The organism is Trichocoleus sp. FACHB-46 (genome assembly GCF_014695385.1).
Classification (GTDB): Bacteria; Cyanobacteriota; Cyanobacteriia; order FACHB-46; family FACHB-46; genus Trichocoleus.
In genome coordinates this window covers 378652-399290 of record NZ_JACJOD010000031.1, presented here as the reverse complement: position 1 = coordinate 399290, position 20639 = coordinate 378652, and the positions used below count along the sequence as shown (strand labels likewise).

General features: G+C 47.1%; 13 protein-coding genes. 9 read left to right on the top strand and 4 right to left on the bottom strand.

Translation table 11 applies throughout. The features are described 5' to 3' along the window. The first annotated feature begins 13 nt into the window (after positions 1-13). A complete protein-coding gene (locus H6F72_RS19860; RefSeq protein WP_190439630.1) occupies positions 14-3661 on the top strand; it encodes an NB-ARC domain-containing protein in 3648 nt (1215 codons plus the stop codon). A gap of 17 nt (positions 3662-3678) precedes the next feature. On the opposite strand, the gene H6F72_RS19855 is transcribed toward H6F72_RS19860, so the two are convergent. Together H6F72_RS19855 and H6F72_RS19850 are read right to left on the bottom strand one after the other, a co-directional pair. After that, positions 3679-4839, bottom strand: a complete 1161-nt coding sequence (locus tag H6F72_RS19855) for an isomerizing glutamine--fructose-6-phosphate transaminase (RefSeq protein ID WP_190439627.1) — start codon at positions 4837-4839, stop codon at positions 3679-3681. A gap of 140 nt (positions 4840-4979) precedes the next feature. After that, positions 4980-6209: a DUF3747 domain-containing protein gene (locus H6F72_RS19850; RefSeq protein WP_190439624.1), complete on the bottom strand. Its 1230-nt coding sequence runs from the start codon at positions 6207-6209 to the stop codon at positions 4980-4982. A gap of 370 nt (positions 6210-6579) precedes the next feature. Between H6F72_RS19850 and H6F72_RS19845 the strand changes: the two genes are divergently transcribed. The 5 genes from H6F72_RS19845 to H6F72_RS19825 all read left to right on the top strand — a co-directional run bounded on the left by H6F72_RS19845 (position 6580) and on the right by H6F72_RS19825 (position 12657). Then, entirely contained in the window at positions 6580-10113 is a 3534-nt protein-coding gene (locus tag H6F72_RS19845; RefSeq protein ID WP_190439621.1) for a DNA polymerase III subunit alpha, read from the top strand. Between the two features lie 106 nt (positions 10114-10219). Next, positions 10220-10552, top strand: coding sequence for a hypothetical protein (locus tag H6F72_RS19840; RefSeq protein WP_190439616.1), 333 nt, complete (start codon positions 10220-10222; stop codon positions 10550-10552). A 233-nt stretch (positions 10553-10785) separates the two neighbouring features. Then, positions 10786-10971 carry a hypothetical protein gene (locus H6F72_RS19835; RefSeq protein ID WP_190439615.1) on the top strand — a complete coding sequence of 62 codons (186 nt, stop codon included), beginning with the start codon at positions 10786-10788 and terminating at the stop codon, positions 10969-10971. A gap of 256 nt (positions 10972-11227) precedes the next feature. After that, positions 11228-11887 carry a sigma-70 family RNA polymerase sigma factor gene (locus H6F72_RS19830; protein ID WP_190439613.1) on the top strand — a complete coding sequence of 220 codons (660 nt, stop codon included), beginning with the start codon at positions 11228-11230 and terminating at the stop codon, positions 11885-11887. Positions 11888-12030: 143 nt separating this feature from the next. Further along, entirely contained in the window at positions 12031-12657 is a 627-nt protein-coding gene (locus tag H6F72_RS19825; RefSeq protein ID WP_242017025.1) for an anti-sigma factor, read from the top strand. Between the two features lie 140 nt (positions 12658-12797). Here H6F72_RS19825 and H6F72_RS19820 read toward each other — a convergent pair whose 3' ends face one another. Then, positions 12798-13211: a gamma-glutamylcyclotransferase gene (locus tag H6F72_RS19820; RefSeq protein WP_190439610.1), complete on the bottom strand. Its 414-nt coding sequence runs from the start codon at positions 13209-13211 to the stop codon at positions 12798-12800. An 80-nt stretch (positions 13212-13291) separates the two neighbouring features. Here H6F72_RS19820 and leuS point away from each other — a divergent pair, with 80 nt between their 5' ends. After that, on the top strand, positions 13292-15856 hold the full coding sequence (gene leuS / locus H6F72_RS19815) for a leucine--tRNA ligase (protein ID WP_190439600.1): 2565 nt from the start codon (positions 13292-13294) through the stop codon (positions 15854-15856). A 124-nt stretch (positions 15857-15980) separates the two neighbouring features. Here the strand turns inward: leuS and H6F72_RS19810 are convergent, their stop codons facing one another. After that, positions 15981-17282 carry a hypothetical protein gene (locus tag H6F72_RS19810; protein ID WP_190439597.1) on the bottom strand — a complete coding sequence of 434 codons (1302 nt, stop codon included), beginning with the start codon at positions 17280-17282 and terminating at the stop codon, positions 15981-15983. Between the two features lie 84 nt (positions 17283-17366). On the opposite strand from H6F72_RS19810, the gene H6F72_RS19805 reads away from it, so the two are divergent. Then, complete coding sequence (locus tag H6F72_RS19805) at positions 17367-19967, top strand: dynamin family protein (protein ID WP_199299183.1); 2601 nt, start codon at positions 17367-17369, stop codon at positions 19965-19967. Between the two features lie 290 nt (positions 19968-20257). Then, positions 20258-20614 carry a hypothetical protein gene (locus tag H6F72_RS19800; RefSeq protein ID WP_190439594.1) on the top strand — a complete coding sequence of 119 codons (357 nt, stop codon included), beginning with the start codon at positions 20258-20260 and terminating at the stop codon, positions 20612-20614. Positions 20615-20639 lie beyond the last annotated feature (25 nt).

Here is a 20639-nt window from a genome sequence, read left to right as displayed (position 1 = left end):
GAGTTGCAGGTTGATGACTGCTGAAGAAGCATTAGGGATTGTTGAGCAGGTTCTAGAGGTAGGCCGCTTAAATAAAGTGCAAGAGACAGTATTTAAGCGAGCTTGGGAAGGATGGTCATATTCAGAAATTGCGAAAGAATCTGGCTATGACCAAGGCTACATCAAAGATACGGGTGCTAAGTTGTGGCAGTTACTCTCGGATGCTTTAGGCGAGAGAGTCACAAAATTCAACTGTCCAACCGTGTTGAAGCGATCGCAAGCCAAGCGCCAGGAAGTTGCAGTTAGCGATCGAGGAGACAGTAGCACCTCCTTAGCTCACGCTTCTAGCTCCTCACTCCCGGCTCAAGATTGGGGAGAAGCGATTGATGTGTCAATCTTTTATGGTCGAGCCGATGAACTCAGCACTTTGCGTCAGTGGGTGCAGCAAGACCGTTGCCGTCTCGTCACCCTTTTGGGGATGGGAGGGATTGGTAAAACAGCTTTGTCTGTCAAAGTTGGGGAACAATTACAGGGTGAGTTTGAGTGTCTGATTTGGCGATCGCTGCGAGATGCCCCGCCCTTACCAGAGCTACTCGCAACTTTGATCAAGTTTTTATCTCGTCAGCAAGACATCACCTTGCCAGAAAGCTTAAGTGGCCAGCTTTCTCGTCTGTTGGAGCTGTTACGAGGATCTCGCTGTCTACTGATTCTGGATAACTTTGAGGCGATCCTCCAAGGAGGTATGCGAGCAGGAGCTTACCGCAGCGGCTATGAAAGCTATGGAGAGTTGCTGAGGCGGGTCGGCGAGATCTCCCATCAAAGTTGCTTGGTAATTACAACTCGGGAGAAACCTCAAGAAGTCGGAGCGCTAGAAGGAGATTTGCTATCCGTGCGAACGCTTTCCGTGGCTGGGTTAGAGGCGATCGCAGGGCATGAAATTTTGCTGGCTAAAGGATTGGCAGGTTCGACCACCGAACAAGAGCAGTTGATCGAGCACTACCGAGGAAATCCGTTGGCGCTCAAGATTGCCGCTACCTCAATTCAGGATTTATTTGCCGGTGATATTGCGGCGTTTCTCGACCAAGGTATGGGAGCATTTAACGGCATTGCGACCTTACTGACTCAACAGTTTGAGCGCTTGTCAGACATAGAAGCTCAGGTGATGTATTGGTTAGCAATTAATCGGGAACCAGTTGTTCCGGCAGAATTGCAAGTCAACATGATACCGGAGATTTCCAGACCCAAATTGATGGAGACTCTGGAATCGCTGACATGGCGCTGTCTGATTGACACAGCCAAGCCGACTGCTGGTGCAACTCGCCCACTGGGATTTACGCAACAGCCTGTGGTGATGGAATATGTGACCGAGAAACTGATCGAGCAAGTCTGTGAGGAGATCGTCACGGTGTCCCCTCGGTTGCTGTTGAGTCATGTGTTGATGCAGGGGCAAGCCAAAGAGTATATTCGGGAAAGCCAAATTCGGCTCATTCTAAAAGCTGTGGTGGAGCGATCGCTGACCAAATTAGGTTCTCTACAACAGCTTGAGCAAAAACTGAATCAGCTCCTGACTCAGCTACAGAGCCAATCACTCGGATTCACCGGATATGGCGGTGGCAATCTCCTCAACTTACTTCGTCAGTTAGAGACGAATTTAGCAGGTTATGATTTTTCCGGGTTAAAGATCCGCCAAGCCTATCTACAAGATGTCAATTTACATCAAGTAAATTTCGCTCAGGCAGAATTCATTCACTGTGTTTTTGCAGCGACTTTCGGCGGCATTACTTCCGTAGCCTTTAACGCAGACGGTCAGCTCTTAGCCACCAGTGATACCAATGGCGACATTCATATTTGGAGAGCAACAAACAGCAAGCAGATGGTAGCTTGCAAAGGCCATAATAGTTGGGTTTGGGCGGTTGCTTTTAACCAGGACAGCCGAGTTTTAGCCAGTTGTGGGCAAGATCATACAGTGCGGCTGTGGGATGTCGAAACAGGACAATGCCTCAAAACTTTGCATGGACACACCAGCATTGTCACGGCGATCGCCTTTGCGCCTCATCCTAGTTTTCCAGATAGTACAACGGCGCAAATTCTCATTAGTAGTAGTACCGACCATACCATCCGCATTTGGGATATCCAGACAGGAGATTGCCTACGAGTTTTGGCAGGGCATACCGCTTGTGTCTGGGCGGTGAGTGTTGCTGCTAATGGCCAAACCCTAGCCAGTGCAGGTGAAGATCAAACCATCAAGCTCTGGGCGATCGCCACAGGAGAATGTTTCAAAAGCTTCCCGGCACATAGTCATTGGATTAAAGCGCTGGCACTCAGTCCAGATGGACAAACGCTGGTGAGTGGCAGTTTTGACAATACCGTGAAGCTCTGGAATGCTAGCACGGGAGAATGTCTGAAAACGCTTCCAGGGCATGTCAGCACCGTAGCCTCTGTCGCGTTCAGCCCGAACGGCAAAGTGGTTGCTAGTGGTAGCTATGACCAAACTGTAAAGCTGTGGAGTGTGCCTTCAGGTAAATGTCTCACTACTTTAGAAAAACATACCAATCGGGTTTGGTCTGTAGCTTTTCACCCAGAGGGACATCTACTCGCGAGCGGGGGAGATGACCATACAGCCAGAATTTGGGATATCTCTACGAGCCAATGTGCCAGAACTATTCAGGGACACAGCAACTCGATCTATGCGATCGCCCTGAGTCCAGATCAGCAATGGCTTGCGAGTGGTCATGAAGACCAAACAGTTAGATTATGGGATTTCAACGCCATAGATTCAGACGCATCTCGCAGTTTGACCTACCCACTGAAAAAAATCTTTCGCGGACATGCGAATCGTATCTTTGGCGTCGCCTTTACGCCGGATAGCCAAACTTTAGTAACAGGCAGCTTAGACCGCACAATTAAACTGTGGAATGTGCAAACTGGAGAATGCCTGAAAACATTGCAAGGTCACACCAGTTGGGTTTGGGCGATCGCCTTAAGTCCAGATGGCAGATTAGTCGCCAGTGGTAGTTACGACCATCTAGTCAAGTTGTGGGACATCACCAGTGGAGAATGTCTCCAGACATTGTCAGGACATACGAGTTCTGTGTTGTCAGTTGCCTTTAGTCCAGATGGCTGCTTGCTTGCGAGTGGTGGTTATGAGCAAATGATTAATCTATGGGATGTAGCTACAGGCCAGTGTCTCAGAACCCTTCAAGCGCATGCTAACCGAGTGTGGTCTGTGTCGTTTTGCCCGGATGGTCAACTACTGGCAACTGGGGGAGATGACTTCACCGTCAAACTGTGGAATATTGCCACTGGAGAATGTGAGAGAACTCTGTCAGGACATACTAGTGCCGTTCTATCCATTCTTTTTCATCCCAGCAGTGACCAGCTCATTACTGGTAGTGCTGACAGAACGATTAAGATCTGGAGCTTAACTACCGGAGAATGTCTCAACACCTTATCGGGGCATCAAAACTGGGTTTGGTCCTTGCTCTTGGATGCTCATCATTACCTGTTGTGGAGTGGTAGCCAAGACGAAACGATGAAGTGTTGGGATCTGGAAACTGGAACCTGTCTCAACACCCTGCAACCACCCCGACCCTATGAAGGAATGAATATTACAGAGGTCAAAGGCTTAACAGAAGCCCAAAAAACCACATTAATCGCCTTGGGAGCGATCGCTGACTCATAGCACCAAACGCGACTGTATTATTCTGCACTCAAAGATTTAGTTAAACCACGCGGGCGATCGACATCTAGCCCCCGATACACCGTGATGTAATAGGCCAGGAGTTGTAAGGGAATCACCGTCAAAATTGGCGAGAGTAACTCATCTACGTCTGGGATCGGCAGCAACGAATCAAACAAAGCGGCGGCTTCAGAATTTACAGGCGTGGTAATGGCAATTAACCTAGCGCCACGAGATTTCACCTTTTGCAGATTCGCCAAAGTTTTGTCGTAAACTTGCCCTGGCATCGCGATCGCAACCACCGTTACTTGCTCATCCAGAATCGCGATCGGCCCGTGGAGAAACTCTCCAGCCGCATAACCTTCAGCATGGATATAGCTGGTTTCTTTTAGCTTCAAGGCTCCTTCGAGCGCAATGGGGTAATTAATCCCCCTAGCCAAAAAGATAAAATCTTGAGTATCCACCAACTCTTTCGCCAGTTGGGCGATCGCGTCTGTTGCTGCTAAGATTTGGGAGATCTTCTCGGGCAACCGTTCTACTTCTCTGAGCAAGATATCGAGGCGATCGCTAGATAGCATTTGGCGGCGACAAGCCAGATCCAGCGCCAAGGTGTAGAACACTATTAACTGAGCGACAAAACTCTTGGTTGCTGCCACTCCCACTTCCTGTTCAGAAGGTGCATGTAGGATATGGTCTACTCGTTGCTGTAGGGTACTGTTCGGTTGATTGGTTAAACCTAGCAAGCGAGGACGGCAAGCTGGAGTGAGTTGAGACCGCCGTTGTTGCTCGAATGTCAGCGCCTTGAGTGTGTCTGCTGTTTCTCCCGATTGAGTGACTGCGATCGTCAATGTATTGGGAGTTAAGGGAAATGGGTGGTCTGGAAACTCCGAAGCATAACGAACTCTAGTCGGAATACCTGCCAACTGTTCTAGCCAATATTGCCCAACTAAACTGGCATGGAGACTGGTGCCACAAGCAACAATGTGAATTTCGGCCAAACCGTTATAGAAGCTGGCTGGCAATCCCAGATGGATTGGAGACTCTGAAGTGCGATTCTGTGTCCAATCCAAATTCAGATACTTCTCTAGGCAAGCCCGAACGACATCAGGTTGCTCATAGATCTCCTTCAGCATGAAATGCCGAAATTCTGGGTGACGAAATTCTGGGCGATCGTCCAGCATGGAGGATAAGTCTAACAGGGCTGACAGTATTGCTGACAATATTAATAGCAACCCAAGCCAGCTTAAAAAACATGGGGCAGAAGGCCGAATTATTCACTGGCGATCTTTCTGCCCCTTAGTAGATGGATGGAGAATTCAACTTACTGGTAAACCGTAACGGTTGGTAATTTGATCTGAACTGTGGGAGTCGCAGGTGCCTGGGTGCTGCTTTGCTCTCCTACTGTGGGCACCACGAAACCCCCCTTACTAGGCGCACTGGGGGAGGGAATAACAGATGGGAGACTGGGAGCGGGTGTCACCTTAATACCGCTGTTGGGTAAAGGACGACTGGAGTTGGTCACGGGGGGAATGCTCACCGCAGGCGTGATGGTGGGGAGCTTGACACTAGAAGTGCTGGGTCTATTTCCCGTCTTGGTTTCTGGTAAGGGTACCAAAATAGGAACAGACGTGGATGCAGTCGGTTTTGGAGATGTTACCCCAATCGGCTGGCCAATCGGCTGGCTAACGGGCTGACTTGTGGATTGAGGAGGAGGGACTGGCACTGGAATCACAGTTGCAGTCGTGGGGGTTTTGGGAATCACTACTGTGGGTTGAGCAGGCCGAACGGTCCCAATTGGTTGCGCGGGTCGAACGATCCCAATTGGTTGAGTAGGTCGAGCCGATGGTAGGGGAGCAGGAACAGTTACAGATCCATTGGCAGGCCGAGTCGGGCCAGTCGTAGGTAGAGCCGCAGGTTTTGTCGAGCCCACCACAGGAATCGTGGTAGGTGGAGTCGAACCCGTGGCAATATTGCTGGGTAGCAAGGTCTCTGGAGCCAAATCATTGGTGAGGTAAACATGACCCAGTGGGCGATCGTTGTAAACGCGCTTACTCAACCGCCAACCTGGATCAAGGAAAATCTTGGCGAAGCCTGAGTCTAAGCCACGGGTTCTGCCAATTTCCAACGCTGGTAAATTTTGTCCCCGGTTGGGTTGCCCGATGAGCACCAATTCATTGTTGCGTTTGACCACTCGCAAACTATACTTCAATCCTAGGTCTTGGCCTGCCATCCGCACAGAGTAGCCATTGCTATCGGTGCTACGTCCACAAATGCCAGTGAAATCAAAGCCGAGTAACAACGGTTCTACAGGCGTATGGCTTCCTGTGGCGATTCCGCCCTCTTGCCAGCAGGCCTGCTTATTGGAGACCTGTTCTAAGATGAGGAGTTGGTGAGCTTGTCGGCCATAGGGAGCAGCTACCGCAATAAATTTGCTCTGATCTACCTCCTGTTGAGTGAAGGTAGCCGCCGCGATCGCTGGATTAACAGAACTGATGGCACTCAACGCTAGCGTGGCTGAGACAGCCAATTGGAGTCGCAGGGAATTCGACATAGTGGTTGGGAGAAATCTTGTGTGTGAGGTATTAATAGTGATTGCACCAGTTCCGATAAAGTTGCTGGCCTTATATTAATTTTTTAACGACTTGGGACTGGGATGGTCCGGTTATTTTGAGCCTCATTTTTACTTAAAGTGCCCTAAATATATCAGTCAAGCCCGCAAAACTTAACCGCATTTCGGCTGTATAGCGAATAAAATAGTGCAAGAGTACTATCAGACAGCCTGAGGTAAATGACACAGTTGACTTAAACTTCACTTAATACCTTAACCTCCGCTAGATATTGGGAGTGATGGGGTTAACTTATTGGTGCGAACACTAGATATGCGGTAATCTAATCTCCATCCGTCTGTGGTTGAGAAGCCCATGTCTTTCGTTGGCCTGCATATTCACAGTGACTACAGCTTGCTCGACGGAGCCAGCCAGTTGCCCGCCCTCATCGATCGCGCCTTGGAACTCGGTATGCCCGCGATCGCGCTGACGGATCACGGAGTCATGTATGGGGCGATCGAACTGATCAAAGTTTGCCGTGGCAAAAATATTAAGCCAATTATCGGCAACGAAATGTATGTAATCAACGGCGACATCGAGAAGCAAGAGCGTCGTCCTCGCTATCACCAAGTTGTACTGGCTAAAAACACCCAGGGCTACAAGAATCTCGTAAAGCTCACCACAATCTCTCACCTAAAGGGTGTGCAGGGTAAAGGCATTTTTTCTCGCCCTTGTATTAATAAAGACTTATTGCAGCAATACCACGAAGGGCTAATTGTCACGAGTGCTTGCCTGGGCGGTGAAGTGCCGCAAGCCATCATGCAAGGTAAACCAGAAGTCGCGCGTCGAGTGGCTCAGTGGTACAAAGATCTGTTTGGAGAGGATTATTATCTCGAGATTCAAGATCACGGTTCTACCGAGGACCGCATCGTTAATGTTGAAATTATTAAAATTGCTCGCGAGTTAGACATCAAAATTGTCGCCACTAACGATTCGCATTTTATTTCTTGCTTTGATGTCGAAGCCCATGATGCGCTGTTATGTATTCAAACTGGCAAGCTAATTGCTGAGGATAAACGGCTGCGCTATAGCGGAACTGAGTATCTAAAATCAGCAGATGAAATGCGGCAACTATTCCAAGATCATTTACCTGATGAAGTGATTGAAGAGGCGATCGCAACCACGCTAGAAGTTGCTGAAAAAGTAGAACCTTATGACATCTTAGGAAAAGATCCCCTGCCAAATTATCCCGTTCCAGAAGGTCACACTCCTGATACTTATCTAGAATACGTAACTTGGGAAGGTTTACTCCAGCGATTAAACTGTCAGTCCCGTCAAGAAATACCTCCCACCTATCGCGAGCGCTTGGAGTATGAGCTAAAAATGCTCCAACAAATGGGATTTCCTAATTATTTTTTAGTTGTTTGGGACTACATTAAATACGCCAGAGATAGCGGCATTCCGGTGGGGCCAGGACGTGGTTCAGCCGCAGGTTCTCTGGTCGCTTACGCTCTAAAAATTACAAATATTGATCCGGTTCATCACGGATTACTATTTGAGCGCTTTTTGAATCCAGAACGGAAGTCAATGCCTGATATTGATACCGATTTCTGCATTGAAAAGCGTGACCAAATGCTGGAATATGTTACCCGTAAATATGGTGAAGATCGAGTAGCGCAAATTATTACTTTCAACCGCATGACCTCAAAAGCGGTGCTGAAAGATGTAGCCAGAGTGTTGGATATTCCCTACGGCGAATCCGATCGCATGGCGAAATTGATTCCAGTAGCCCGGGGCAAACCCGCCAAGCTCAAGGTCATGATTTCGGACGGCACTCCCGCCCCAGAATTCAAAGAAAAATATGATGGGAATCAAACCATTCCCAACACTTCAGTTACTTATCGCCGCTGGATTGATATGGCAATCCGGATTGAGGGCACGAACAAAACCTTTGGTGTCCATGCTGCTGGAGTCGTGATCTCAGCACAACCTCTAGATGAAATTGTGCCGTTACAGCGCAACAATGATGGCTCTGTGATTACTCAATATTTTATGGAGGACATTGAGAATATTGGCCTCCTAAAAATGGATTTTCTGGGTCTTAGAAACTTAACGATGATCCAGAAGACGGTTGACTTAATTGAGCAAACGCATGGTCAAAAAGTTGATCCAGACGAAATTCCTATTGATGATCCCAAAGCTTTTGCTCTACTCGCTAAAGGTGAACTAGAAGGTATTTTTCAACTAGAGTCTTCTGGCATGCGCCAGGTAGTGCGTGACCTCAAACCTTCTAATCTAGAAGATATTTCATCAATTCTGGCTCTTTACCGTCCGGGGCCTTTGGATGCAGGTCTAATTCCTAAGTTTATTAACCGCAAACATGGCCGAGAACAAATTGATTATGCTCATCAAATTTTAGAGCCTATTCTCAAAGAAACTTACGGCATCATGGTCTATCAAGAGCAAATTATGAAAATTGCTCAAGATATGGGTGGCTATTCACTGGGTCAAGCCGATTTGCTACGCCGAGCTATGGGTAAAAAGAAGGTATCTGAGATGCAAAAGCATCAAGAAATCTTTGTAGACGGCTCAACTAAAAGTGGTGTGAAGTCCAAAATTGCCGAAGAACTCTTCAATCAAATGGTGCTCTTCGCAGAATATTGCTTCAATAAATCTCACTCAACCGCTTATGGGTATGTAACCTACCAAACCGCTTACTTAAAGGCTAATTACCCAGTTGAATACATGGCAGCGTTGTTGACTGCTAATAGTGGCGACCAGGATAAAGTTCAAAAATACCTTAGTACCTGTTTAAGTATGGGGATCGAGGTAGAGCCACCAGACATCAATCGATCGCTCGTGGACTTTACCCCGCTTAAAACCAGTATTTTGTTCGGTTTGTCAGCGGTACGTAACGTCGGGCAAGGTGCGATCGAGTGTATTTTGGCTGCCCGTGATGAAGGAGGTTCTTTCAAGTCGCTGGCAGATTTATGCGATCGCGTGGATTCTCGCTCTGTGAACCGCCGAGCTTTAGAAGCCTTAATTCAGTGCGGGGCGATGGATGCTTTTGACCCCAACTCCAACCGCAACCAGCTAATTCAAGATTTGGAGCTAGTGACTGACTGGGCGCAATCGCGGGCGAAGGATCGAGCAATCGGGCAGGGTAACTTGTTCGATCTATTTGGTGGGGCAACGGCTGAAAGCCCTAATCCAACTGCTACTAATTTTGAATCTGCTCCTAAAGCGCCGCCCGTAGAGGATTTTCCGCAACAAGAAAAGCTACGGCTAGAGAAAGAATTGCTCGGTTTCTACATCTCCGACCATCCACTGAAATCGGTGCAGCAATCCGCTAAAATCTTGGCCCCGATCAATATTTGTGACTTGGGCGATCAGCGTGACGATGTCACCATTGGCGCCATCATCATGCTGTCCAGCGTCAAGCCTGTCGTCACCAAAAAAGGCGATCGCATGGCAATTGTGCAAATTGAAGACTTAACTGGACAAGCGGAAGCTGTAGTCTTTCCGAAATCTTTTGAGCGGATCGGCGCTTACATTATCCCTGACGCGCGGTTAATGATTTGGGGCAAAGTCGATCGCCGCGATGATCGCAACCAGTTCATTATTGATGATGCTGAACCTGTGGAAGAAGTACGAATGTTGATGGTGGAACTCGATCCCCAGCGAGCCAGCAATATTGAAGACCAACACCGCTTGCGGACAGTCCTCCTAGAGCATCGAGGCGAAGAAGAGAGAGCCAAAATTTCTGTAGTGGCCGTTATTTCAGCTCCGAATCGCCGCCAATTTGTCCGTTTAGGAGCGCAGTTCCGCGTTCAAGATTATCAAGCTGCTGTGAATGCCTTGGCCCAAGCTGGATTTCAAGCTAGAGCATCGGCTTTGGTGAATTCGTAACACTATGCTTTGGGGCTATGCTGGCGCTGGAAATAATCGTGATTAATGTCAGGCATAATTCGGGTAGTCGTACTAAGCTCAGAAGTAGTGCTACCTGAAAAATTCTTTGGAAGACCAGCATCCGAACTCCCCCAATTCCGAGCTAACAGCAGGTCTCAACAAATTGGTTGAGGCTGTGGTTAAATCCGCGATCGCCGCCCACAAAAGTCAAAACTTAGAAGATGCCTTGGCTATTCGAGATGAATTACAGCGTTTGCCGAGAACCTGGATGACTGAAGTCATCAATGGCGTGATGCTGGAATTAGTCCGAATCGACCCCATTTTGTGCCGCTGGTTCGTTCTAGATGTGTTTCTTTACGATGCCGATCCCGAAGGTAAAGCAGATGTAGCGGAGCGCATCAATCTAATGCTGGCTGACCTCAAAGCTAAGGATTCTTAACAAGAACTGGTTTAGGGCTGTTTAGGTGGGAACCAACCAGGACAAAATTCATCATAACTTGTTGCTTACCTCATGGTTATTTAGTAATTGATGGGCACTCTAAGTAAGGCTGTAGAAATCATTAAATCTGTACAGCGGATTCAGGGACCTCGGTAGGATGAGCGGTACTAAACCAGCAACCCTCTACTTCAGAAGTGTTCCCTAACTGAACTACTTTGTGAGGAGAGCCCGTGATGTCAGAAAAACTTTTGCTAGCTGTTACCATTACCTTCTCCCTAAATTTATTTTTAGGCGGTAACTGGTCCCCGGGTTCCCAAGCTTCGGAAACCGCCCAAAACCCGGTTGGTTCCAGCCAACTTGCCAATAACTCAGAAGCTCAAGCTTTCTTTACCAATCTCATCAAACCTCCTGCCCTATAGCCCTTCGCGCCTTTGGGGTTGATAGAACTTGTTTGAGGTTGAAACAATCTGGCAATCCTCAAAGTACTATTGAAATGTTGTTAATGAAAACCATGTGCAAGATGCAGGATTATCAGCTCTAGATATAAGGATGGGCCTCTACTCAGCGGCTCAATCTCAATTCTTAGAGCTAAAACTAACTGAGACGAATCCTGGGAACTCTCTGAATCTAGCGGCGTCAAACCAAACAGGAATGTTATAGACCCAGATTCCACCCATGAGTCACTCTCTTCCTGTATCCTGGTCCACGGTTGAGGCAAATGCTCCTCAAGTGCCAGTGCAACCCGAAAAACTCTCAAATTACGATTTGATTTTGCAATGTCAAGAAGGGCTACGGCCCGATCGCTCGGCATTTGCTGAATTAATGCGGCGCTACCAATCCCATGTAGAACGGGTCTTGTATCATCTTGCTCCCGATTGGCAGGATCGCTCAGATCTGGCTCAAGAAGTCTGGATTCGGGTTTACCGCAACGTCAAACGCTTAAACGACCCAGTGAAGTTCCGGGGCTGGCTGAGCCGTATTGCCACCAACTTGTTCTATGACGAACTGCGGAAGCGCAAGCGGGTATCAGAGCCTCTATCTCTGGATGCGCCGCGAGCGATGGATGACGGAGAAATGGATTGGGAGATTGCTTCTGCTGATCCTGGTCCCGAAGAGCACTTGACGACCCGCGAGTTTTACGACCAACTTCGTGAGGCGATCGCTGACCTACCTGAAGTTTTCCGCACAACCATCGTGTTGCGCGAAATTGAAGGCATGGCCTATGAAGAAATTGCCGAGATTACGGGCGTTTCTCTGGGTACTGTAAAGTCAAGAATTGCTAGAGCAAGGCAGCGCTTGCAGTTTCAATTGCAAAACTATTTGGATGGTCAGTAACATCAACCGTAAGAGATACGGTTAGGGTCTCTGACTTAGGAACAGTGTCAGCCTCAAGCTGTTCTTCTATGATTGGTCTATTAGACTAAATGGTCTGTAAATTTTAGTGTGTTTTCCTGGCGTGACCTGGTAGTGATGTAAAGATGATGTCTGATTTTGAGTCCCGTAACAGCTCTAAACCAACGTCCCCTGAAGATGGTTTCACTGGACAGATTGATAACCCCCATCAACCTACGGGTGCCCGTTCTATGCTTCAACGCGATCGCTTCGAATTATTAAGTGCTTACCTGGATGGTGAAGTCACTGCCGCAGAACGTAAGCAAGTCGAAGAATGGCTAGCAACAGACCCCGTTGTTAAGCGTTTGTACACCCGCTTGCTGGAACTGCGCCAAGGCTTGCAGGCGATGCCCGTACCTGCGGCAAGTCAATCGGTTGACCAAACCGTTGATGCCGTGTTCAAGCGAGTTAATCGTCGGCCTAAGCAACTTCTACTTTGGGGTGGCGCAGCGGTTGCAGCTTTATTTGTGGGTGCGGTTTCCGGATTCCTTCCCGGCAACAACTCTTTCAGCCCCCAGTTTGCCCAGTCTCCTATTGAAGGCTCAGGTGCAGCTCAGAATGCACAACTGCCTAGCTCGGCGCAGCCCGTTAATTCTGACGCTTTGATGATTGCTCTAGACCAGCCAGTGGTGGAAATTCCCAAGGCTCCGGTTTCTCTACCAGCGGATGCAGTCGAAGATATTCATAACGACTCCAACGATAATATTCGCTAGATATTTGCTAGCGAAGTATGAGTGGCTAGACGGGCTCTAGCGATCGCGGGTCTCAATTTTTCAGGCAACGAAACCAGGTCACAAAAGAGGTAAAACAGGGGTGGAAGCTGTTTTACCTCTTTCGTTTTGTCAGTGTTTTCTCAACTGGGTCGGGCTTGCGCCAGCCAAATTCCATCGGGGATTAGGACACCTCGGAGTTGTTGAATGTGATGGGGGTGCATGAGGTAAGCCCAAGCCCTGCCCAACGGTTGCTCCTCTGAGTCAAAAACCGTAATCAGTTCTCGCTGATATTCGTTTTGCTCTGGCGATCGCCCTGACACAAAATCTTCTAAAGCATCTAAGCGGGACAAGATGGCTGTGTCCTGGAAGCTAAGCAAAAACCCGTGCACCGTTTGAGTTCCCCAAGTCATAGCTGGGTAGCCCAACGGCAAAGCAAATAGCTGACCACGAGCGATCGCGGGTGTTGCCGTCACAACTTTGCCTGCACAGTAGCGTTGGTAATTCACCTCGCCTGGCTTGAGGGTGCCGTAGACAAAGACTTTCAAGAAATCCATTTGCAATGTAATAGACCAGTGCCGAGCATTTAGAATAGGTAGGCAAACCAGATGACTGAAATTTAGCAGGAGTTCCGTTCGTGGAGTCCCGGTATACCCCCAAAGCAATTGAGGACAAGTGGCAGCAAACTTGGGCTGAGCTAGGCTTAGACCAGACCTCTACAGATCCTAACAAGCCCAAATTCTACGCGCTGTCCATGTTTCCCTATCCTTCGGGTAATCTGCACATGGGGCACGTGCGGGTGTATACCATTGCCGATGTAATTGCGCGACTGAAGAAAATGCAGGGCTACCGAGTGCTGCACCCAATGGGTTGGGATGCCTTTGGTCTGCCCGCAGAAAACGCGGCGATCGATCGCGGGATTCAACCTGCCGAGTGGACTTACCAAAACGTCGCGCAAATGCAGAAGCAGTTGCAGAAGCTGGGCACCTGTTTCGACTGGAGCCGAGAAGTCACGACCTGCTCGCCAGACTACTACCGCTGGACTCAGTGGATCTTCTTGCAGTTCTACCAAGCTGGCTTGGCCTATCAAAAAGAGTCGGCAGTGAACTGGGACCCGGTTGACCAAACGGTACTTGCGAATGAGCAGGTAGATAATGAAGGCCGTTCTTGGCGGTCGGGGGCGCAGGTAGAGCGCAAGCTACTGAAGCAGTGGTTCCTCAAGATCACCGATTATGCCGAGCAACTGCTTACTGACTTGGATAAGCTCAAGGGTTGGCCAGAGCGAGTCAAGCTGATGCAGGCTAACTGGATTGGCAAATCGGTGGGTGCTTATTTGGAATTCCCCATCGTCGGTTCTGACGAAAAGATTGGGGTGTTTACCACTCGCCCGGATACGGTTTATGGCGTGACTTATGTGGTGCTCGCGCCAGAGCATCCTCTCACGGCTCGCGTCACTACGAGCGATCGCCAGGAAGCCGTGGAAGCATTTGCTAAAGAAGTGGCGGGTCAGAGCGAATTGGAGCGAACCGCAGAGGACAAACCTAAGCGGGGTATTCCGACCGGAGGCAAAGCGATTAATCCGTTCACCGGGGAGGAAGTGCCAATCCTGATTGCCGACTACGTGCTGTACGAGTATGGCACTGGGGCCGTTATGGGGGTGCCTGCTCATGATGTGCGCGACTTCAAGTTTGCCACGGAAAAGAACTTGCCGATCAAGACAGTGATTGTGCCGGAAGGCGGCGATGCCAATGCGCCTCTAGAAGCTGCCTACACTGAGCCAGGCATTATGGTGAATTCTGGTCAGTTTGATGGCACGCCATCGATCCAAGGCAAGGAAGCGATCGTGAAATTTGCCGAAGCGCAAGGGTTTGGTAAGGCGCGAGTGCAGTATCGCTTGCGAGATTGGTTGATTTCCCGTCAACGCTATTGGGGCGCACCGATTCCGATCATTCATTGTTCCCAATGTGGTGCGGTACCTGTACCAGACCAAGATCTCCCGGTGCGGTTGCCAGAAAATGTTGCGTTTTCGGGCCGGGGGCCATCTCCTTTAGCACAACTCGAAGACTGGGTGAATGTGCCTTGTCCCAGTTGTGGCACAGCGGCGAAGCGGGAAACCGACACGATGGATACCTTCATTGATTCGTCGTGGTACTTCCTCCGTTACCCAGATGCTAACAACGATCAGCAAGCCTTTGACCCTGTCATCACCAATGACTGGATGGCAGTCGATCAATATGTGGGTGGGATTGAGCACGCCATTTTGCACTTGCTCTACTCCCGATTCTTTACCAAGGTGTTGCGCGATCGCGGTCTCCTCAATTTTGATGAACCCTTTGAGCGCTTGTTGACCCAGGGGATGGTGCAAGGTCTGACCTACAAGAATCCCACCACGGGTAAATATGTCACACCTAACTTGGTGAACGCAGGCGATCCCAGAGACCCTAAAACGGGAGAAACGTTGGAGGTCTTCTACGAGAAGATGTCCAAGTCGAAGTACAACGGGGTTGATCCAGAAGCGGTCTTGGCGAAGTATGGCGCAGACACGGCCCGGATGTTTATCCTGTTCAAGGCTCCTCCAGAGAAAGACTTGGAGTGGGATGACGCCGATGTAGAAGGTCAGTTCCGCTTTTTGGGTCGGGTGTGGCGGTTGGTAAGTGAGTTTGCGGAGAAGGGTGGCGATCGCACCAAGAAGGCTAATCTAGCTGAACTAAGCAAGCCAGAGAAGGATCTCCGCCGCGCCATCCACACAGCGATTCAAGCGGTGACAGAAGACTTTGAAGGAGAATATCAATTCAACACGGCGGTGTCTGAGTTGATGAAGCTGAGTAACGCCCTCACCGATACCACCTGCAAAGACTCTCCTATCTATGTGGAAGGGATTCAGACATTGCTCTTGTTGTTAGCTCCTTTGGCTCCGCATATTGCCGATGAGCTATGGCAGGGGATCGGACATACGGAGTCAATTCACTTGCAAGCTTGGCCTGAAGCGGACGCTGCGGCCTTGGTAGCAGACGAGATCACGATCGTGATTCAGATCTTGGGTAAAACCCGTGGCAGTATCCAAGTACCTGCGGGAGCTGACAAAGCAGCCCAAGAGCAATATGCTCGTGAGTCGGAATTGGCTCAGCGCTACATCGAAGGCAAGGAGATCAAGAAAGTGATCGTCGTGCCTGGTAAGTTGGTCAATTTCGTAGTGGCTTAATTCATTGCCAATCAGCTATTTCTGATTCAGAAAATCAATCACTTAAACAGAAGCACTCAGGTAGCTTTGATCTGAGTGTTTCTGTTTAAGTGATTGAAGTGCGATCGCTGTTTTTCTAGTGCCACTAATCTTCTAACTCTTGCTCAGAATCATCCCTGACTTTGAAATACCAGTAAAGATTGGCAATGGTAAGGTTAGAGGCTTCCTGAAGGTTGGCAGAAGTTAAAGCTTTATGTCCAGCAGCGATAGCTTGCTTATCAATATAGGCAGCATACTCTTGCCGTAAGTTGGGTTTGATGAGTAGTTCTAACTGATCTCTCAGCGAGGAGAGATGGGACTTATCCTTCAAGTCCTCATAGAGAGTTTGTTCAGGCACTATTTCCATCACACTAGTAGCTGTATTGAAATCAGCAGTGCTCTCTAGCTCAAGTGAATTGGAACTCTGCAATAACTTTCTTTCTGATTCAGGCAGCGATCGCTCCCAATCAATATGGTTTTGCCAAGACTCTAAAGCAACTAGATCGTGATCATGAATTCGGGTGATTTCAGGAAAAATAAAGTCTAATTCTTCTTCAGACTCACAAGCTTCTACAACAGCTAGCGTATCTTGGCAAACTCGCTTGCGGAGGTGGGATAGGCGATCGCTTGCAGCAGCAGATTCATTTTGTAATTGATAAGTTACTGCGATTGTTTGCTCAATTGCCCAAGCACACTCTAATCTACGGAGTTGGCCGGGGGCTGAAGTTTCTGACAAAACATGGGGATTGCTGTAGTCTGCTAAAGCTTCTCCAAGCATTTGTCGTGCGTTGGCTAAGTCAGCATTTCGGATCGCTATATCAATGCATGACATTGCTGCTTTGATGAGTTTAGTGGCCTCTAGAAATCTCCCATAGGCTCGAATCAGAATCTGACGATGCTGCTCGAATTTGATATCTTGCGCGATCTGCTCAATCTTTAAAAGAATTTCAGATCCTTGGTCTTTAAGTGCCTTTCTTAAATCGACAAACCCATCTTTAACCTCAAGCTTAAGCTGTTTAACATCTTCCCGAAGCTTAAGGGTTTGCCAAAGATTTACAGCTGAGAGTGCTACACCAGCGGCGACTCCCACACCAATGACTGCTGTTGTCGCTTGTAGAACTCCAACGCTAGCCTGAAGTGTCTGTAAACCAGCTTGCACCGCTGTAAAACCTTGATGCATCTGATGTATCTGGTACATTTGTGTTCCAGCATTAGCAAGTTGCAGGGGAACGGCCAGTGGATTGAGAGGAAGGCCGCTATTACTCAGCAACCCGACAGCATGACCAACGAACTGCCCGGTTGTCGCGTCTCTAGCAATGCTTAATGGCGCTCCTGAAGAAGTGAGAACTTGTACGTATTTTCCAGCAGCTAAACCAGCCTGTATCGCAGGAGAGAATTGGAAAAGCATACTTTTACTCGCTTACAGAAGATTTTTCCAGCCTAAATTCTGAGATTAAGAAAAGTATCCGTATTTACCCGGATCTGGGCGTCTGTGGGAGAAAATTGGGCATATTGGAAGACGAACAACATTACCAGCCATAAAAATATGGATCTTAGCAGTATTAACTCTGAAACTCTTGAGCTGCTTTCACGCATTACGGGACAAGATTTACGTCAAGAAGATCTTTCGCCATCTATCGTTTTTTTATCTGCGCTGATTACAGTTCTGCAAGGGGTAATGTTGCAAGACGGTCAAATTACAGAAGAAGAAAAGCAACAATGGCAAAAAACAATAAATCGTTTTATTCCACCTAATAGTAATACTCGTCAATTAGTACAATTCATTAGTAAAGGAGTTCGAGAGAAAAAAGTTTATGCACAGTCTAAGAATCTATCGATCCTTACAAATTCTTTATCAGAGTCGGAGAGACTACTACTGATTGGCATTAGCTACGAAATGTCTGCGGTTGATGGCAGTATTAGCCCGCAGGAGAAAAAGTATTTGGGTGCAATCGGCAGCCTCCTAAAGATAGAGCCAGCTTATCTAACGGCTTTAGAAGCTAGATTGACAAATCAAGAACATATAGCTCCGGGAATTATAGATAAGCTGAAATCCCAACTCGATCCAGCGCGTTTTCACTTACTGGATACTATTTTTGTTGATGCTGCGAACGATTTGTTGGCTATGCTAGCCTCGCAAGAGGAACAGGAAGATGTTGAGCAAAAAGTTGTTTCCTACAAGCAACTTCAAGAATTTCAAAATTACAAAAAACAGTTATCGAAATCATGCTGTGATTTGTATCAAATTTTTCAAAGCTGTAATGAGCGTAAATTTATAGCTCATCCTCTTATTGAAGGATTAGAAAGAGTATCTGAGAAGCTTACATCTCAAAAATTTAAACTGGCAGTTGTAGGAGAGTTTAGTCAGGGTAAGTCTACATTACTTAATGCTTTACTAGGAGAAGAAATTCAACCCGCACGTGCAATCCCTTGTAGTGGGAATATTACAGTTTTAAAGTATGGTGACAAAAAGCGTGTTACTTGTTTTTATAAAGACGGAGAGCATCAAGAGATTTCAGTTGACAAATACAAAGAAAAAGCATCTATTTCCAAAGATGCAGCTAGAGATCATCGTAGTGATGAATTAGAACAATCTAAGATAGAAAGAATTGTTTTTGAGCATCCGAACTTAGCATTATGTAAAAATGGTGTTGAGATTATTGATTCTCCTGGCTTAAATGAACATCCTGAAAGAACTGCTATTACTCAAAAGCTACTTCAAGACATAGACGTAGCTGTAGTTATGACTAATGCGATGCGTCTTCTTCCTGAAAAAGAGAAGGAACTAATACAAGACATAAAAAGACAGCTCAATAAAAATAGCTCAAATTCTTCTACTGAAAATCTGTTTTTAGTAGTCAATTTTATGGATCTCCTGGATGATGAAGAGGATCATGCAGATGTAATCCAAAGAACTGAAATATTTGCAAGTCATACTTTGTCCATAACCACGAAAGATCGTATTCATTACATCTCTGCCAAAGCAGCTCTAAAATCAATTAAGTCTGGCAGTAAAAATGAATACTTTGATGCGTTTTCAAATTTAACTAAATCAATTGAAGATTTTCTTGTGACAGAGCGAGGTTCTTTTCAAGTTAAACAATGTGCATATGAAGTTCTAGGTCTTATTCAAGAGGGTTTAAGCAGTATGAACCAAGCTGAAAGCCTATTGAATGGAGAAATAATTATATCTGAATCAGAGAAACGAAAGATTATAGAGAAGATTGGAGAGGTTAGTGGGCGTCATGTTAAATTAAAAAAACTGGCAAGAGATATACAGAATATAACTAAGCAAAAAGCTGCTAACTCTTGGGAGAAATGGTATCAAAGCGTTTCTGAGTCCCTGACCTCAAAAAGCCAAGATTGGCAGTCGAGTTATAGCCCTGTTTGGAACCAGAAAAAACTCATCCAAGACTATACTGATCAGTTTGTCAGAGATCTCCTCAGAGAAGTAGATCAATGGGGACAAACAAGCTTACAGCCTATTCTTCAAACTAGCCTAGATAGCTTAAATAAAAAGATTTCGGCTGAGCTAGACATTATCAAATCAGAAACAAAAGAGTTTGATCGCCAAGTAAAAACTAATCTCAGTGAGCAGTTGAAACTTGGGATTACAAGCGTAAGTGATGATTTTACAGGAGTAGGAGGTTTTCTCGGAGGTATTGGAGCAGGAGGAGCTTTGGCTGCCGCATTAATTTTCTTTACACCTGTAGGTCTAGTCTCTGTTATTTTGGCAAGTTTAGCTGCTGCTGTTGCAGGCTCCTTTGGCCTAGGAATGCTAGACTTCGACGGCTTAAAGAATCAGATCAAGGGTGAAATTTTAAAAGTCGGGCTTAAAAAGTTTGATGAATCGAAGGAAAAAGTTTCCCAGAAGCGAAACGAAATTATAAACTCTACTTTTGAGCAACCAATGAGTGCGTTGAATCAGATTATTGAGCAGGCTATATCTCTATATGAGAGTTTACTAGAGCAACAAGAGAAAATTCACGCTGAGACATTAGAGCAACGTGAAACTGATAGAAGTTGGATTGTGGAAAGACGTGAGGCATTAGAGAAAGTTCAGCAACAAGTAACAGCAATTCTTAATCAGTAACTCACTATTCAATTCAGCGATCGCCCTATTTCTCCTTCCTAAGGAGCGATCGCCTCTACTTTTTCTTGCCACGTTTAGCTTTGAACTCGTTTGAAAATTGCTAAAACAGAAGTGAAACAAACCAATGAAACTAATCAAGTGCGGCGATCGCTTGGATAAATCAGCAACTTGAAGCGTTGGGGGCCAGAAGCTCAACCCACACTCAGCTCCCTAGACCAAATGGAAGCAGGATGAATTTCTCCTCAATTCACACAAGAATTAGGAAGATGAAACGAGGTCTAGCAAAGTTTATGAATAGCCCACGTCAACCAAATCAGCCATTTACCTTATTTGCAGGTATAGTTACAGTCTCTTCTACCGCTGTTGCGGTTCTAGCTCTTTGGCTTGTGCCGCAGTTTCAAAGCATTGCGATTGGCATGTCAATTCCCCTGATAACGCAATTCGTTTTCTATAGTTATCGCTGGATTTGGTTGGGGGCTGTCCTCAGTGGCGTGGTTTGGTTTCTGGCTTATCGCCGCTCGATTTCCTGGGGTTGGGCCTGGGGTGCCCTGAGTAGTATTGAGCTTTGCACCATTGCTTATGCAGTTTTGGCCCTCTTAGCACTGCATTCTTTGATGTTTAACATGTTGGAGAAGGTTGGGCAATAACAACCAACGCAATCTCGAACATATT